The organism is Sphaerospermopsis reniformis, from assembly GCF_005402885.1.
In the GTDB taxonomy this organism is placed as follows: Bacteria; Cyanobacteriota; Cyanobacteriia; order Cyanobacteriales; family Nostocaceae; genus Sphaerospermopsis; species Sphaerospermopsis kisseleviana.
Map to the genome: position 1 here is coordinate 1 of NZ_BJCE01000118.1, position 17059 is coordinate 17059.

The following is a 17059-nucleotide window of genomic DNA, read 5'->3' on the forward strand; positions in this document are numbered from 1 at the left end:
GAAATCCCTTTGGTTTCTACGATGCGACGTACTGCGGCTTCAATTTCCAGGATGATTGAGGGTTGTATTCCTTCGGTGGGTTCATCTAAGACGAGTAACTGTGGTTCTCCCATCAAAGCACGGGCGATCGCTAACTGTTGTTGTTGTCCACCGCTCAAGTCACCACCCATCCGGGATAACATAGTTTTCAACACCGGAAATAAGCTAAAAACTTCTTCAGAAATTTCTGCTTTTCTTGATTGTTTCTGTCTAGCTTCTAACCCTAGAAGTAAATTTTCTCTGACTGTTAACCGGGGGATGATCTCTCGTCCTTGAGGAACATAACCAATTCCCATTTTTGCCCTTTGGTCTGGAGATTTGGAGTTAATTAATTCTCCATTTAAGTTAATTGTACCACTGCGGGGTGAGAGTAACCCCATAATTGTTTTAAGTAGAGTGGTTTTACCTACACCATTACGTCCAATTAAACAGATCATTTGCCCTGGTGGTACGCTTAAATCTACGTTGCGTAAAATATGGCTTTCACCGTAGTAAACGTTAAGTTGAGAAATTTTTAGCATCAGTTTTTTGATTCTCAATAGCGGTTATGATTTATCTAAACTCCAGACCATCGGGGTTAAAAAACAGCAGTTTTATTCTGGCTGTTCTCCTAGATATACTTCGATCACACGAGGGTCATTTTGGACTTGTTCAAAACTCCCCTGACATAGTACGGAACCTTCATGTAATACTGTTACCGTCTTGGCAATTTGGCGCACAAATTCCATATCGTGTTCAATGACTAGAATTGAATGGCTTTGGGCGAGTGTTAATAGTAGTTGTCCGATATTATAGGTTTCTTCGTCCGTTAACCCTGCAACTGGTTCATCAACTAGTAATAAGTCGGGGGACTGTGCTACTAACATCCCAATTTCTAAACGTTGCTTTTCTCCGTGGGAAAGTAAACCGGCGGGAATGTCTGCTTTAGGGGTTAAACCAACTGTTTCTAATAAGCCTTTAATACTATTGTTTTCCGTAGCATGAGGGGGATTAAATAGGGTGGAAAATACATTTTTGTGGCGGTTAATAGTAATTTCTAGGTTTTCACGGGGGGTTAAGTTGAGGTAAATTCGCGGTGTTTGGAATTTTCGCCCAATTCCTAAGCGGGCGATTTCATGTTCAGGTAAAGAACGGAGATTTTTACCTTTGAATAAAACTCTCCCAACTGTTGGTTGTACTTTCCCGGTAATTACATCCAGAAAGGTGGTTTTTCCCGCACCGTTGGGACCAATTACTACCCGCAACTCTCCCGCATCCATACTAAAGTTGAGTTGATTGATAGCTTTAAAACCATCAAAACTGACGGTGACGTTTTCAGTTTCCAAGATTTTCGCGTTCATGTTGCACTTCTGGGTCTGCTTCTAAGGTGGGATATGTGGGGATTGGGCGGGGGCGATGGAAAAAAGAAATCTCTTGCTTTTTTAACCATCCCATGAGACCGTCAGGTAAGACTGTGACGACTATTAAAAATAGTGCGCCTTGAAAAAATAGCCAAATTTCGGCAAATTGTTCACTTAAAAAAGTGCGGGCATAATTGACTAATAAAGTACCGACTATCGCCCCGGTTAAGGTAGCGCGTCCCCCCACCGCCACCCAAATCACCATTTCAATAGAAAAACCAATATCCATGGTTCGAGGTGATACAGATCCACTTTGAAGTGTATAAAATGCTCCTGCTATACCAGCGATCGCACCGGATACCGCAAACACTAAAACTTTAAATTCTGTGGGGTTATAGCCAGAAAATCGCACCCGACTTTCATCATCTCGAATAGCGATTAATAATCGCCCAAAGCGTCCACTTGTCAACCAGCGACAAATACCATAGGTGAAGGCCAGAACAAGTACCGTCAGGGTATAGAAAATGAATTGGGTTTGGGAGTCACTGACATTGACCCCAAATAAGGTTCTAAAACCTGTGAGTCCGTTAGTACCGTTAAACAGTTGTTGTTGACCATTAAAGAAGTTGAAAAATATAATTACTGCGGCTTGGGTCAATATGGAAAAATAAACCCCCTTGAGGCGATTACGAAATACTAAGTATCCTAATAATCCCGCTAGTAAGCCAGGAATGAACACCACCGCCACGGTAGCGACGGGAAAAGAATAGAAAGGATACCAAAACCAAGGAAGTTCTTTCACTCCATACAACCCCATAAAATCAGGTAATTCCCCTGAGGGGACTTGGAGTTTTAGGTACATGGCGATCGCATATCCCCCCAAACCAAAGAAAATCCCATGTCCCAAACTCAGCAACCCGGTATAACCCCAGATTAAATCCAGACCCAAAGCCACAATAGCCAGGGACAAAAACCGCCCCAGTAGATTCAACCGAAACCCCGACAGCATTGCTGGTATAATTAAAATCAGGATCAGTGCGATCGCTACCACCGCCCCAATCTCAATTAAAATTAACCTTCCTCCCTTCTGACTCATGCTCTGCGTCCTTTGTGGTTTAAACATCAACAGTACGACCTTTCTGGGGAAAAATTCCCCCAGGCTTCCACTGTAAAAACGCGATAATCAGTGCAAACACTAACACCTTAGCCATACTTGTGGTTGCAAAGAAATTCAACAAATCGGCTAAAGGTTGAAGAGGAGATAATACCAAGGCTAGAGTCCCAGAACCAATTAAGAAATTAGCCGTACCAATTCCCAAAGCCGCCATAATAGTTCCTGCTAAATTCCCCACACCACCGACTACTACTACCATAAAGGTATCAATAATATAATTTTGTCCGGTGTTGGGTCCTACAGAACCGAGTAAACTAATAGCACAACCAGCTACACCAGCCAACCCCGAACCCAGAGCGAAGGTGATAGCATCCACCTTTTGAGTAGGGATACCCAAACAAGCACTCATACTGCGATTTTGGGTGACAGCACGAATCCTTAATCCCCAGTTAGAACGCTGTAAAAATAGATAAATTCCTCCTACACAAATTATTGTCAAAGCCATAATAAACAAGCGAGCATAAGGTAATTGGAGACCACCTACAGACATTCCCTTTTGCAACCAACCAGGAGCAGTCACATCTACATTTTGAGCGCCAAACCAAGGTTGAGTAAACACCTGTTGCTCACTCAATAAATTTCCCATTGTTATTGTTATACCCAGAGATAGTAACAACAACAATCCTACAAACCATTTACTAACTTTCCCCCCATTACTCCGAGCATTTAAAACCCGTAAACCTCCAAAAAACAACACACAAAATAGGAAGATGCCAACTACTAATAACCAATTCACACTGCGAACAAACTGTTGAAAAATTAAACTCACCCCCCAAGTAGCTAGGAGAGTTTCTAAAGGTCGTCCATACAGATAACGAATCACCCCCCGTTCTAACACTAACCCCACAAGAGCAGTGAATAGAAAAGCAATCATCAAAGCCAAAAATATATAAGAATCAAACCACACTCCCCCCAACTGTTTGCAGCCATTTTGTACCACAAAAGTCGTATAAGCTCCCAACATCATCAATTCACCATGGGCCATATTAATCACGCCCATCAAACCAAATATAATGGCTAGTCCCAAAGCAGCAATTAATAATACTGCTCCAATACTAATACCATTAAATAAAGCTTCCAAAAAACCTATTAACACTTATTTATCCTCAAAAAATATCAATAGTCAATGGTCATTGACTATTGACCATTAACTTAAACTTGCTTGTACTTACCACCTTTAGCTGGGTCTGACCAATCACAGCCAAATCCTTTAGTTTCTGGAACAAATTGATTCCAAGGAATTGGCTCTACTGGTGCGGGGGTAGCATAGACAATATCGAATAAACCATCTTGTCTCACTTGACCAATGCGGACAATTTTCGACAAGTGATGATTGGCGTTCATGGTCACTTTACCTTCTGGTGCATCTAAAGTTTGACCATAGGCCGCAGCGCGAACTTTATTTAAGTCAGTTGTTCCAGCTTTTTCTACTGCTTGTTTCCATAAATAAACGGCGATGTATGCTGCTTCCATGGGGTCGTTAATTACCCGGTCTGCACCATACTCTTTTTTAAAAGCTGCTACAAACTTTTTATTTGCAGGTGTGTCTACTGTTTGAAAGTAATTCCAAGCTGCATAGTGACCTTGGAGATATTCAACACCAATGGCTTTAACTTCCTCTTCTGCAATACTTACAGACATAGAGGGATATTTATCTGCTGTTAATCCAGCCCCTTTTAATTGTTTGAAAAATGCCACATTGCTGTCACCATTGAGGGTGTTATAAATTACGCCACCATTGGGTAAAGCTTGCCTAATTTTAGAGATGATAGGTGTAACTTCTACGTTACCAAGTGGTAAATAATCTTCACCAACAGTTTTTCCACCTAAAGCCTGCAATTGAGCTTTAATAATGGTGTTGGCAGTCCGGGGAAATACGTAGTCAGAACCTACTAAAAAGAATTCTTTGCCTTTATTTTTTAACATCCAATCAACAGATGGTTCAATTTGTTGATTGGGAGCCGCACCAGTATAGAAAATGTTTTTAGAACATTCTTGACCTTCATACTGTACTGGGTACCAGAGCATATGGTCTTTACTCTCAAATACCGGCTTAACATTCTTGCGACTAGCAGAGGTCCAACAACCAAAAATGACAACAGTTTGATCTTGATCAATTAGTTTGGTAGCTTTTTCTCTAAAGGTATCCCAGTTAGAAGCGCCATCTTCAGTAATCGCTTGAATTTGTTTACCTAACACACCACCAGCAGCATTAATTTCTTTAATTGCTAATCTTTCAGCATCAACAACGCTTCTTTCACTGATGGCCATTGTCCCGCTCAAGGAGTGTAAAATACCTACTTTGATGGTACTATTGCTATCTGTAGCGGTATCACTACTGCCATTGGTAACAGTATCAGTAGCAGTGGGTGAGTCATTCCCGCAAGCCTTGAGTAAAAGGCTAGTACCGATAGTTGCAGAACTATAAAGTAAAAACTTCCTTCGGTTAAATTGTTTACCCATATTTTGGTTATTTTGTTACACTATCAGATTTGATGATAGTTCGACACTTTACTATGAAAAAGTTATCTAATATACAAAATTTTAATAAAGAAGCGGTTTTTTCAATAGACTTCTCCGAAAAAGATGTAGGGACAATTCATGAATTGTCCCTACGAATGGGTTTCAGGTTATGCTTATGTAATTTTCGGAGATGTCTAATACATAAATTATAATCTTCTGCATAAAGATTATTAGTTAATATCATAGGTTGATGTGTCATAGTCTTCTCCTTGGTAAAGATTTAAATTAAACCCCAAACCCCAAAACGACATCCAAAGCAGTATGAATTTCTGCCCAATACTCAGCTTCTAAAATACCCACCAACCCCAAAACTCGACGATAATCAACAGAACGAATTTGAGCAACATCAATAAAACGTTCCTGATCTAATCCATTAGTTACTGTTGCTTTGACATTGACAATATAGGGAGCTTGCTTACTTCCTGGTCGAAATGGCATCACAATTGTTAATAATCCATATTGATTCATAATATCATGTTGAACTATTAAACAAGCACGGTTTTTTTGTGCTTCCGCTCCCACGGTTGGATCAAGATTTACCCAGCGAATTTCACCCCGTTTATAAGTTAAATTACCCTCTGGCATTAATACCATCTCCAGCTACATTATCCCAAGCAGAAATCTCATTTTGATATTCTAAATCTTTTGCATCTTCTTGCAGTGCCGCAATTATTTCTGCTGCTAAAATTTTACGTCTTTGTTCTGCCAATATTGCATTAATATAGGCACTACGATTACCTTTTGCTTGTTGATCAATAAATTGCAAAATGTCTTCTTCTAAAGTAATTGTGACTTTCATCATTCTGTATGACTCATTAATCTTACCTATCAATCATACCACTTTTTTGACAATTTGTAAATACTCTGTATTCTCTGTGTCTGTGCGGTTCGTGTAAAAACGGATATTGGGGGGAAGATGTACGTTAGCGTGTCGAAGATACAGGTATCGCTTTTAATTTGCGTCTTTGCGTGAGATAAAAAAGGATTTTACGAAGTTAAAGAAGTGAATATAAATTATCCAGCAATAGGAATTTCCATGATAAAAAAAGCGATTAACTACAAAACATTTCCCAGTTAATCGCTTAATAAATATCATCAACCCCTAGGTAAAAGCTGATTACTGATTACTGATAGCTGAATGCTTACGTATTTTTTCCCTAAAACTACTTTACAGAAACAGCATCAACATCAACCGTATTATCTACAGTATTATCTGTAGATGTAGACTCATTGACGCTAGATTCCACATCACCTTTACGAGCTTTCCAACCGTCAATTACCAATCCAGAAACTTCTGAAACCAGCAATGTTAACAAAACCAGGTCATCAATTTGACCAACAACAGGGATAAAATCAGGAGCAATATCAATAGGACTAACAAGATAAGCTATTGTACCGATAATTACCCACCAACGATATTTAGGGTTACGCAGTACATTGCGATACCAAGTGTAAAGCGATTGAATAGAGAAGCTCATATTTTTAACCTCTAGTACCTGCAATTAACTTCTATTTTGGCAAATTATCTTCTAAACTCCCGGTAGGAATAACCGCCCTTTGGAGTATAGAAGATGGGTAATAGTCATGCTTTGTTAACTACTTAGGGTTTGCTGAAAAAGTCTTGTCGTGGAGACAGGGAACTCTTAACAGGGAACAGTTTCAAGAGTTCGATGGGAGCGATTTTTCCTTTGTGTAGAAATTAAATGCAAGGTTTTTGAGTTCCCACCTCGTAAAGTCTTGCACTTTTTTAACTTCCAGCAGGCTAAGACCCTTTACTTGTAATATTTTCACATTTATTCAGCAAGCCCTATTTGGTTGTTTTTGGTTTTGGACATATTGCTTGACGGTTTCCAGGGAAGCACCGCCAACAGATATAACGCAATAAGCATCTGTCCAAAAACTAGGATCTTCTTTTTTCCAATAAAACTGTTTTAGATATTCCTGAAATTCGCTTCTAATAATTCTGCTAGATGCAGATTTTAGCGAACTAACAAATTGAGAAATATTGTTGTCTGGGTGTAAGTCTACCAATAGATGAACATGATTTTCTTCTCCACTAAATTCGAGTAATTTACTCTTTCGCTTAGAGCATACACGGTCAAGAACTTCTTGTAGCTTACCTAATATTGCTTGATTGATAACATCCTTATGATATTTGGTTACTAGCACTATATGTAACTGAATGTTGTAAACAGCATGAGAAGCCCTGTTTAGGGTAGTTTCCATATTGACAACCGATTATAGAGTGACTATAATTAACAATACATCAAAACCAAAGAGGTGATAAATAGTGGCATTGCGTAGAGCAACATTTAGACTATATCCAACCCAGAAAATAAATGAAACATTGCTCTACCACCGCAGACTCCACAAGGATCTGTATAATGTTGCTGTTTATCACCGCAAAACCGAATATCAAAAGTTTGGTAAATCGGTTAAATATCTAGATCAACAAAATTGTCTACCAGAGTTCAAGGAGCAGTGGACAGAATATAAACATATCAATTCCCAAGCATTACAAGCAACACTAAAAAGAGTTGACTTTGCATTCAACAGATTTTTGGTGGGTTTAGCAAAATACCCCAAACTAAGATCAATTAGACATTATTCTGGTTGGACATATCCATCTGGTACAGGATGGAAAGTACACTCAATTGGCGATAACGGTTATTTGGAATTAGCTAAAATAGGTCAAATTCAAATGCGTGGTAAAGCTAGGTTATGGGGAAATCCTAAAACCTGTGATATTGTTTACCGCAAGGGTAAATGGTATGCCTCTATCGCATTAGAAGTTGATGATGAAATACTCAAAAATAGTCGTCAAACCAATACCGGGACAATAGCAATTGATTTAGGTTGTACAGATACAATTGCTTGGACTAATGGTGACAAAGATGGACTAATTGAAGCACCGAGATTTTTGAGTAAACAGAATAGTAATGGAGAGAGGAAACCTACAAAGTGGATATTTTAGATTTGTTTAACAAGGGCGGTCCAGCGATGTGGCCTTTGCTGGTGCTGTCAGTCCTATCTTTGAGTGTGATTTTTGAGCGTCTTTGGTTCTGGTTGCGGATCTTGACCCAGGAAAAAGAAATTGTAGAGCGCGTTTTAGATGCTGCTACCGATAATTGGGAAATATCTACGGAAATCGCCCAAAAAGCCATTGATCAGCCCATAGGACGTTTTCTCTATGCACCCCTACGCTTACAAAAAAGTGATGCGGAAACCTTCCGACTAGCGTTAGAGTCCACAGCAGCAGAAGAAGTAGCAGGGATGCGGAGAGGAGAAAAACTTTTGGAATCTGTGATTGCTCTCTCCCCACTGTTAGGATTATTGGGTACGGTTTTAGGTTTGATTCAGTCCTTGCGAGCAATTAGAATAGGTGACTTGGGTACTGAATCTACAGCTGGCGTAACTACAGGGATTGGCGAATCTTTGATTAGTACGGCCGCTGGGTTAATAGTTGCGATCGTCACTTTGGTATTTTATCGCCTGTTTCAAGGTTTTGTTGTTAACCAAGTTAAAGTTTTTAATAAAGCTGGCAATGATTTAGAGTTGCTTTACCGTCAGTCTCCACCAGATCCCAACAAAAGTACATTAGGAATAGTACGGGAACCCACACAGGAACGTTTTACTTCACCCCGTAAGCGACGCAAAAATAATTCTACTCCAACCCCAGAACCAGCTTCAGATACAACAGATAAAACAGACCAAAATCCCTTTCCTGACTCCCCACCAGAGCTAGAAAATGAAAGTTAACTTACATACTCCCATCGAAGAAGTTCAAATTCAAATCATTCCTTTAATTGATGTTGTTTTTTGTATCCTGACTTTCTTTTTGTTAGCAGCTTTGCAATTTACCAGACAACAGGCAATTAATGTGGATTTACCCAAAGCCAGCACAGGTACTACTTCCTCTGCTAGTTCACAGCTACGAAGTGACATTTTACCTGTAACTATTGATGCTGTTGGTCAAATTTACATTGAAAAAGAAGCTGTGAGACGGGAAGAGTTGCAAGCACGATTAAAGCAGTATATCCAAACAAATCCTAATGGTATTTTGTTGCTGAATGCCTCTCGTACAGCAACTTATAATGATGTGATTCAAACATTAGATTTGCTCCGACAAGTGGGAGGTAATCGTGTTTCTTTGGGAATTATTCCTGGAGCATCTCAACCACTGACTAATTCACCAAACTTGTCTACTACCCCGGTTGTACCAATACCTAATACTGTACCAACACCGGGAACTGACCCCCAAAATAATTTTAACCCTTCTCTACCCTCTGCACCCAATCCATTTCCAGCACCAGAGCAAGGGATTAATCCGGGAATTTCGCCCATAGTTCCCAACAACACCACACCCCAAGTACCTGTACCGCAAAATAGCGATTCTGCACCACAAAGGTGACACAATTTTAATCAGATTTTCTCAGTCTAAATTCCCTCAAACCCGGTTGCATAATATGGGCTAGGGGGAATTTTATTTTTAGCAATATCAAGAAATATTAGATAAACCTAAAGATATTTAAAATAAATCACTGTAGAGAAAAAACCTCTGCTAATTTATAAATAATTGGTTAAGCTACAAAGATTTTCCCATCAATAGACCAAGTATTTTATCGCGTAAATTCCGCTATCAGCACTCAGTGGGCGATTAGAAATCGCGGCTACATAGGCAAAACTCACCGAGGTGGATTTGGTTTGTGTAGTAGCGAATTATATTCGCCGATAGGGAAGCTTTTAAAACATTCTCTGACTTGATCGCCAATCACCATTTACGTTTCAAGGGTTGCGGCAATGAATATTACGACTCTGTTAATTGTTTGGATAGTCACGTCTATCAGTTTGTGGATTATTAGTAAGTTGCCTGTGGGTGTGGAAATTAATTCTCCACAGAAAGCGGTTTTTTCCGCAGCAGTTCTTGGTATTATTACCGCATTAGTTAGACCCATTTTAGGCGTTGTATTTACGATACCAAATTTAGCCACTTTTGACTTATTATCTGGTATCTTTACATTCATGATTGCTGTTGTTTGTTTTAGTATTGCTGCTTGGTTAGTAGAAGGTTTTCGCTTACGTTATGGGATTTGGAGTGCTGTTTTAGGGGCTTTTGCACTCACCATTATTAACAATATAATTTACAAATTACTGGGTGTGTAAATAGTTCATGATTCGTAATTCGTAATTCGTAATTCGTAATTCTTAATTGTCAGCATTCAGCTATTGGCTTTCAGTAGTCAGATTTTTAATGCTTACAGAAAAATCACTATTTGATAATTAACAAATTTATCAAATATTCTGACTCCTGACCCCTAAGTTCTGAATTCTTACTTGTAATGAGAATTGACAGCTTTGTACATTTTTCTCGTTGTCAATTAGGTTGCTTGGCATAAATAATCAATAATTTAATTTGATGCTCTGCAACTTTTAATTACGAATTACGAATCACGAATTACAGATTATTCGTTACTGGGAGGAGCTACCGGAGCAGTGGATTTTTGCTGACGTTGATCGCGTTTTTTCCGATCTGCAGCCAGCATATCTGCCATTACTATCAGTGCTTGTGCCATCTTATCGAGATTAGAACGATATAGCTCTAAATCCTTGGTAATTTTATCTTCAGATAGGTGTAAACCTAGAGCGATCGCTTCTAGCCCCTCATTACGTTGCTGGTCATCTTTGACAAATTCAGCATCTGCCAATTCCAATAATGAAAATAAACCAATGGCAAACAAGCGGCTGTATTTAAAATGAGGATTTTGAGCAATAGCTTGTAGTTGTGCTTGCAAATCGACATCTTGATAGAATTGAGTGGTTTGGCTCAACCAAGCAATTAAATCCTTAACTGGCAAACTATGTGCTACAGCTTGCAATCTAGCTGCATCTTGTCGATACCGTTGGGGATCTTGCTCTACAGCCTGAATCATGGCTTTAAAAATAGATGCTAAGTCCTGTTCCGGTTGATAGCCTTGCATGAAGCGGTCAAAAGTGGTGACAACCCCCAAGGCATAAATTGGATTGTAGCTAAAATCAACATTTACTGACAGCAGATGCATTTCCACCATCAACTCTTCCACTACCCGACGGTAAATAGTGTTGATGGGACGGGTATGAAGATTATAGAAAGTTCGCTTTGTATCAGAGACGGTACGGACGTTATTCACAAAGAAAATGTTAAGGGCGACGTATTTTTATTTTCTCGTTTAAAGGCTACTTTGCCAAGTTATGCAAGATATGAGGTTAACAGCTAGTTTCGCAAAAATTCTCTTTTTCCCCTTCTGACTCCTGACTCCTGACTCCTATTCGTTCTTGACCAAGTTGAGGAATAATCTTTCCAAAGCTTCTGCTTCAGTTTCAAAAATTTCAAAGACTGTATCCATCATTGTCACCTCAAAGACAAGTTTGGCCTCTGGATGGATATTGCAGATCAGGAAACTACCCTTCGCTTTATCAGCATCACGCATTCCCGCCACTAAGGAAGTAAGACCAGAACTATCAATAAAATTTACCTGCTCCAGATTGACAACTACATGACGACTGAGTTTAGAAATACACTCTTGTAACTTCAGGCGAAATTGCCAAGCAGTAGTGATGTCTAAACGATGATCAGTTGGTTTCAAGACAATTACAGTATTCCCGTCTAGGTTTGTATAGGTTTTTTGGTCTATATTCACTGTTGTCTCCGTGATATTGTCCTGAAAATAAACTACTTTTTCACTTTTTTATATAGACTTCATAAATTGGTGATTGTTTAAATTTCACCATCAACCGTATATTTTCCAGAATCCTCAATCAGCTAATTAAATCAAATATTACAGGATTCTCTCTGTTTGATCTTGAACATGAGCCGGCTATAACTACAAACTGAGAATTTTGACTCAATGCCTATATTGTAGTAGTTTAACTAACTGCAACAGTGGTAAGTATCTGGATTCACTAAATTTCCCATTAATCTATTGAGGCTGGGTTTGGGGAATTTTCGGTTTCTTGGTGAATGGAAAGCAGAGTTCTCTAGAGATAAAAGTGTATCTTTCTCAGACAAAAGCGACTATTTGCCTAAATATCCTTTACTAAAACCAGATCACAAATATCTTCTTTCATCCTATTTCCTCAAACCAGCCCAAACCCTTGATTCTTCATCGACCAGCCCCAGTCCTGTCTCCTGGATCTAGATAAATGTGTGGAATTTTACTGTGTTACCAACACTTGTTACTGTTGATTTAGTTTCCAGTTTATCCAATCTTGTGGTTTCAGAAAAGTTTCATAAAGTTCAGCTTCGGGAGAATTGGGTTCTGGTTGGTAGCCATATTCCCAACGAACTAGAGGTGGTAGAGACATGAGAATTGATTCTGTGCGTCCATTGGTTTGCAGACCGAAAATTGTGCCTCGGTCATAAACCAAGTTAAATTCTACATATCTTCCTCGACGGTATAGCTGGAAATTCCGTTGGCGATCGCCATATTCCATGCCATTTCTTTTCTTGACAATTGGCACGTAAGCTGGTAAAAAAGCTCTACCACAATCTTGCACCAAAGAAAATAACTGTTCCCAAGTGCGTGGAGGTAATGCTCCCACCTGATTACTATAATTTGCGGCTTCTCCTTTGGGATCCGGTCCGCGATAAATAGCACCTTGACCATCTTGGTAATCTAAAAACAGACCGCCAACACCTCTAGTTTCCCCCCGATGTTTGAGATAGAAATATTCGTCACACCAGCGTTTAAACACAGGGTAATATTCTGGGTGATGTTGATCGCAAGCTTGTTTCAAAGTTTGATGGAAATGAGCCGCATCGTCAGCAAAGGGGTAATAAGGTGTTAAATCCGCACCACCACCAAACCACCAAACTGGACCTGCTTCAAAATAACGGTAATTTAAATGGACTGTAGGTACATAAGGATTACGAGGGTGTAACACCAAAGAAGTACCAGTAGCATAGAATCCGTGTCCTGTTGCTTCTGGGCGCTGGGCTAAAATTGACGGGGGGAGATGGGAACCCCAAACTTCAGAAAAATTTACACCAGCTTGTTCAAAAATAGCGCCATCACGCAAGACACGCGATCGCCCACCACCCCCTTCTGGACGCTCCCAACTGTCTTCCATAAACTTACCAACACCATCCAGTGCTTCTAACTCGTTGGTGATTTCGTCTTGCAACTGTTTCATAAACTGACTAACTCTGGACTGAGCGTCAGGTGCTGGGAGAAATTTGGATGATTCTGTTGTGATAGTGGGGGTTTGCGAGTTGGTCAACATAGATTCCCGAACCTAAAATTACAATTTTTGTGCAAGCTACAAATTTCCATTTTAAAAATTTCTTGACAATTAGAGCCAAAAACCTGGCGCAATTTGCCAAAACTGCTTTTTCTGATGAGTGGTCAAAACCAATAGATTATCTTGACCATGCCAATTTTAGATTTTAGATTTTGGATTTTGGATTTTGGATTTTGGATGATTTTTTACTTCCAGCCCCGCCCTCAATCTCAAATCCCCAAACTGCGTCCCTTTGTCGGCGCAGTCAATCTAAAATACTCGCTGCGCTGCGTACGCTTCGCTAACGCAAATCTAAAATCCAAAATTGATTGACTAAAGCTATTTTCCATCAAATGCGTATAGGCTTGTAGATTCATTAAGTTTCTTTGCAATAATTATGGAGATATTTCTGTTATGAACACCAGAACCTAGAGAATTAGTCCACAAAGCAGTCGATTTTCTGTATGGTATCTGTAGTGAGTAGATAGCTTGACTCAAATTTTCCCAGATGCCAGAGTCACCAGACAGATTGTAGCCAGGAGGATTAGGACAGTGCAAGGTTGGTTATCCAAATTCATCCACCGCAAACGTCGTCGATTTTGTGCTTCTCTGGTGCGGACTTATCGAGAGATCAGTTCTGCTTCTGTAGATGAACTTTGGTTAAAGGTGGCTGACTTAACAGATGTTTCCTGGCATCCACTCCTCAAAAGCACTAACGTACCATTAGGATTAGTACCCAAACCCGGATTAATTTTCCTAGCGGTAACACGCTTTTGGCCAGTTCCCATCCAGATTTTTGTAGAACGGGTAAATCCTAAACAGATGTTAAGTATCCGCGTTTTGGCAATTCCTGGGATTGAGGAACGGATCACATACCAAGTAGAGTCAACGGTTTGTGGCAGTTATTTGTCTTATTCTGTAACACTACGTGGCTGGTTATCACCTCTAATTTGGTCTTTGTCCCGTCCCTATGTAGATCGAGTAGCACGGTCTTTAGTAGAATCTGTAGAAAAAGCAGCACTGCAAGCAGTTTCCGGCAAGAAAAAATCTCTCGATGACAGTTGTTTTGATTTTTAAGTGACTGGGGACTGGGGAAGAAGCAGGGGAGCAGGGAGCAGGGAGAAATTATTTATATTTTCAATCACCAATCACCAATCACCAGTCACCAATCACTAATGCCCCAAGAAAGTTAAGATTCAAGTAGGAGAACATGAAAATTTTTTAAGCTTTATTAAGGCGGCAACGGTACAAACGCTATGTATGATGTCCTCAATTCCCAGTCAGTCCTAGAAGTGTTGCGACCAGTGGAAGATCCAGAACTTCGCAAAAGTCTGGTAGAACTGAATATGATTCGCAACGTCAAAATTGACGGTGGCAAGGTTAGCTTTACTTTGGTGTTGACTACTCCCGCCTGTCCTTTGCGAGAATTTATTGTCGAAGATTGTAAAAAAGCTGTGCAAAAACTGCCTGGTGTAACAGATATCAGCGTAGAAGTAACAGCAGAAACACCCCAACAAAAAAGCCTACCGGATCGCACTGGTGTGGCTGGGGTGAAAAATATTATTGCGGTTTCTAGCGGTAAAGGTGGTGTTGGTAAAAGCACAGTTGCCGTAAATGTGGCAGTTGCTTTGGCACAAACAGGGGCGAAAGTTGGTTTGCTAGATGCTGATATTTACGGACCCAATGATCCCACCATGTTGGGTTTAGCTGATGCAGAAATTACTGTGCGCTCCACAGAAACTGGGGAAATTCTCGAACCTGCATTTAATCATGGAGTCAAATTAGTATCAATGGGCTTTTTGATTGACCGCGATCAACCAGTTATTTGGCGTGGTCCAATGCTCAATGGCGTAATTCGTCAATTTTTGTATCAGGTGCAATGGGGAGAAATTGATTATTTAATTGTCGATATGCCTCCGGGAACTGGAGATGCTCAGTTAACTTTAACCCAAGCAGTACCAATGGCAGGAGCAGTAATTGTGACTACACCTCAAAATGTCGCATTACTGGATTCTCGCAAGGGTTTGCGGATGTTCCAGCAAATGAATGTACCAGTATTAGGGATTGTGGAGAATATGAGTTATTTTATTCCTCCCGATCAACCAGATAAACAATATGACATTTTTGGTTCTGGTGGAGGTTCAAAAACTGCTGCCGAATTAGATGTACCACTTTTGGGCTGTGTTCCTTTGGAAATTTCTACCAGAGTTGGTGGAGATAGTGGTATACCCATAGTGGTTTCTGATCCAGATTCAGCTTCTGCTAAAGCTTTAAAAGCGATCGCTCTAGCTATCGCAGGTAAAGTATCAGTTGCTGCTCTGACATAAGCAAGAAGGCAGGAGGCAGGAGGCAGGAGGCAGGAGGCAGGATAGAGTTTTTTCTTCCCAGTCCCCAGTCCCCAGTCCCCAGTCCCCAGTCCCCAGTCCCCATTTAAAACTCAAGTCGCTCTTCGCACAATGTTGTTAAAACGTTCGCTCCCTAAAGTCCGCTGGCAATATTGGATTAAGCCTTGGCAGCAGGTAGATTGGCTATTATTTTGCCTAGCTGTTGCTGTCAGTATGTTTGGTGGACTTATGATCCTCAGTACAGAACTGAATAAGCCAGTAACTGACTGGTGGTGGCATTGGCTGATGACTGGTATTGGATCAATCATTGCTCTGTTTTTGGCTCGTTGTCGCTACGAAAACTTAATGCAGTGGCATTGGATCACTTATGCTCTGACTAACTTTAGTCTGATTTTGGTGATGGTGGTTGGTACAAGTGCCAAAGGCGCACAGCGATGGATTAGTATTGGTGGGTTTCATGTGCAACCATCAGAATTTGCTAAAGTTGGTCTAATTATTAGCTTGGCTGCTTTGCTACATAAACGTACAGATCCTACATTTGATAGTGTTTTGCGTTCCCTGGCGATCGCTGCTGTTCCTTGGGGATTAGTATTTGTACAGCCAGATTTGGATACATCACTGGTTTTTGGGTCAATAGTTTTAGGAATGCTCTATTGGGCAAATGCTAATCCTGGTTGGTTAATTTTGCTGGTTTCGCCTGTATTCTCAGCAATTTTATTCAGCATACCTTGGCCTTTGTCCAACTCAATAGTTCTCTTTGAAAATATTTCTCTTACTCCTTTGGGTTTAGCCTGGGCAGGAGCTATGGGAATTGTGGGTTGGCAAACTTTACCTTGGCGTAAATTTGGACTTAGTGGTATTGGTACATTATGTCTCAATATGCTCGGTGGTGGACTAGGTGTTTTTGCCTGGAATCATCTATTAAAAGAGTATCAAAAAGATAGACTGACTGTATTTATTAATCCTGAACTTGACCCCCTTGGTGCTGGTTATCACCTAATTCAATCTCGAATAGCCATTGGTTCTGGGGAAATCTGGGGATGGGGTTTGTTCAAAGGCCCAATGACACAACTAAATTTTGTCCCTGAACAGCATACTGACTTTATTTTCTCTGCTGTGGGTGAAGAATTTGGTTTCGTGGGTTGTTTAATTTTACTTTTCGCTTTCTGCTTAATTTGTTACCGACTATTACACGTAGCTCAAACCGCCAAAGATAATTTTGGTTCTTTGTTAGCTATTGGTGTTTTGTTAATGATTGTGTTTCAGTTAATTATTAATGTAGGTATGACCATTGGTTTAGTTCCTGTTGCCGGTATTACCCTACCTTGGATGAGCTATGGACGTTCTGCCATTCTGGCAAACTTTATTGCCTTGGGAATTGT

The 17059-nt window shown here is 40.1% G+C and carries 19 protein-coding genes; 7 read left to right on the top strand and 12 right to left on the bottom strand.

Features of this window, described 5'->3' with window-relative positions; all coding sequences use genetic code 11:
- The 9 genes from FFR48_RS16420 to tnpA all read right to left on the bottom strand — a co-directional run.
- Nucleotides 1–560: ATP-binding cassette domain-containing protein (locus FFR48_RS16420; protein ID WP_137668115.1), on the bottom strand; the 560-nt coding region annotated here is incomplete at its 3' end.
- Between the two features lie 72 nt (nucleotides 561–632).
- Complete coding sequence (urtD, locus tag FFR48_RS16425; protein ID WP_096569247.1) at nucleotides 633–1379, bottom strand: urea ABC transporter ATP-binding protein UrtD; 747 nt, start codon at nucleotides 1377–1379, stop codon at nucleotides 633–635.
- On the bottom strand, nucleotides 1354–2475 hold the full coding sequence (gene urtC / locus FFR48_RS16430; protein WP_137668116.1) for an urea ABC transporter permease subunit UrtC: 1122 nt from the start codon (nucleotides 2473–2475) through the stop codon (nucleotides 1354–1356). Before urtC ends, urtD begins: the two co-directional genes overlap by 26 nt.
- Nucleotides 2476–2494: 19 nt before the next feature.
- The gene (locus FFR48_RS16435) at nucleotides 2495–3649 is read right to left on the bottom strand and encodes an ABC transporter permease subunit (RefSeq protein WP_137668117.1); all 1155 of its coding nucleotides are present in this window, start codon (nucleotides 3647–3649) and stop codon (nucleotides 2495–2497) included.
- 56 nt (nucleotides 3650–3705) lie between these two features.
- Nucleotides 3706–5016: an urea ABC transporter substrate-binding protein gene (urtA, locus tag FFR48_RS16440; protein ID WP_137668118.1), complete on the bottom strand. Its 1311-nt coding sequence runs from the start codon at nucleotides 5014–5016 to the stop codon at nucleotides 3706–3708.
- 285 nt (nucleotides 5017–5301) lie between these two features.
- Nucleotides 5302–5661, bottom strand: a complete 360-nt coding sequence (locus FFR48_RS16445) for a type II toxin-antitoxin system PemK/MazF family toxin (protein WP_137668119.1) — start codon at nucleotides 5659–5661, stop codon at nucleotides 5302–5304.
- Nucleotides 5648–5878 (bottom strand): type II toxin-antitoxin system MazE family antitoxin, encoded by a 231-nt coding sequence (gene mazE / locus FFR48_RS16450; RefSeq protein WP_096569254.1) that lies wholly within the window; start codon nucleotides 5876–5878, stop codon nucleotides 5648–5650. The genes FFR48_RS16445 and mazE overlap by 14 nt, the downstream gene beginning before the upstream one ends.
- Before the next feature lie 361 nt (nucleotides 5879–6239).
- On the bottom strand, nucleotides 6240–6554 hold the full coding sequence (locus FFR48_RS16455; protein WP_096569257.1) for a YkvA family protein: 315 nt from the start codon (nucleotides 6552–6554) through the stop codon (nucleotides 6240–6242).
- 319 nt (nucleotides 6555–6873) lie between these two features.
- Nucleotides 6874–7302 (bottom strand): IS200/IS605 family transposase, encoded by a 429-nt coding sequence (tnpA, locus tag FFR48_RS16460; protein ID WP_096569260.1) that lies wholly within the window; start codon nucleotides 7300–7302, stop codon nucleotides 6874–6876.
- Nucleotides 7303–7366: 64 nt separating this feature from the next.
- On the opposite strand from tnpA, the gene FFR48_RS16465 reads away from it, so the two are divergent.
- The 4 genes from FFR48_RS16465 to FFR48_RS16480 all read left to right on the top strand — a co-directional run bounded on the left by FFR48_RS16465 (nucleotide 7367) and on the right by FFR48_RS16480 (nucleotide 10239).
- On the top strand, nucleotides 7367–8050 hold the full coding sequence (locus FFR48_RS16465; protein ID WP_236104087.1) for an RNA-guided endonuclease InsQ/TnpB family protein: 684 nt from the start codon (nucleotides 7367–7369) through the stop codon (nucleotides 8048–8050).
- Nucleotides 8038–8835 (top strand): MotA/TolQ/ExbB proton channel family protein, encoded by a 798-nt coding sequence (locus FFR48_RS16470; RefSeq protein ID WP_137668120.1) that lies wholly within the window; start codon nucleotides 8038–8040, stop codon nucleotides 8833–8835. Before FFR48_RS16465 ends, FFR48_RS16470 begins: the two co-directional genes overlap by 13 nt.
- The gene (locus FFR48_RS16475; protein ID WP_137668121.1) at nucleotides 8825–9487 is read left to right on the top strand and encodes an ExbD/TolR family protein; all 663 of its coding nucleotides are present in this window, start codon (nucleotides 8825–8827) and stop codon (nucleotides 9485–9487) included. Before FFR48_RS16470 ends, FFR48_RS16475 begins: the two co-directional genes overlap by 11 nt.
- Before the next feature lie 389 nt (nucleotides 9488–9876).
- A complete protein-coding gene (locus FFR48_RS16480) occupies nucleotides 9877–10239 on the top strand; it encodes a phage holin family protein (protein ID WP_137668122.1) in 363 nt (120 codons plus the stop codon).
- A 299-nt stretch (nucleotides 10240–10538) separates the two neighbouring features.
- On the opposite strand, the gene psb29 is transcribed toward FFR48_RS16480, so the two are convergent.
- The 3 genes from psb29 to hemF all read right to left on the bottom strand — a co-directional run bounded on the left by psb29 (nucleotide 10539) and on the right by hemF (nucleotide 13335).
- Nucleotides 10539–11243, bottom strand: a complete 705-nt coding sequence (gene psb29, locus FFR48_RS16485; RefSeq protein WP_137668123.1) for a photosystem II biogenesis protein Psp29 — start codon at nucleotides 11241–11243, stop codon at nucleotides 10539–10541.
- Between the two features lie 135 nt (nucleotides 11244–11378).
- On the bottom strand, nucleotides 11379–11753 hold the full coding sequence (locus tag FFR48_RS16490; protein WP_096569275.1) for an STAS domain-containing protein: 375 nt from the start codon (nucleotides 11751–11753) through the stop codon (nucleotides 11379–11381).
- 535 nt (nucleotides 11754–12288) lie between these two features.
- Nucleotides 12289–13335 (bottom strand): oxygen-dependent coproporphyrinogen oxidase, encoded by a 1047-nt coding sequence (gene hemF / locus FFR48_RS16495; protein WP_137668124.1) that lies wholly within the window; start codon nucleotides 13333–13335, stop codon nucleotides 12289–12291.
- Between the two features lie 549 nt (nucleotides 13336–13884).
- Here hemF and FFR48_RS16500 point away from each other — a divergent pair.
- The 3 genes from FFR48_RS16500 to rodA form a co-directional block, all read left to right on the top strand.
- A complete protein-coding gene (locus FFR48_RS16500; RefSeq protein WP_096569283.1) occupies nucleotides 13885–14409 on the top strand; it encodes a polyketide cyclase / dehydrase and lipid transport in 525 nt (174 codons plus the stop codon).
- A gap of 179 nt (nucleotides 14410–14588) precedes the next feature.
- A complete protein-coding gene (locus tag FFR48_RS16505; RefSeq protein ID WP_096569286.1) occupies nucleotides 14589–15659 on the top strand; it encodes an Mrp/NBP35 family ATP-binding protein in 1071 nt (356 codons plus the stop codon).
- A gap of 129 nt (nucleotides 15660–15788) precedes the next feature.
- Nucleotides 15789–17059, top strand: a 1271-nt coding sequence (gene rodA / locus FFR48_RS16510) for a rod shape-determining protein RodA (protein WP_137668126.1), incomplete at its 3' end; no start/stop codon positions are given.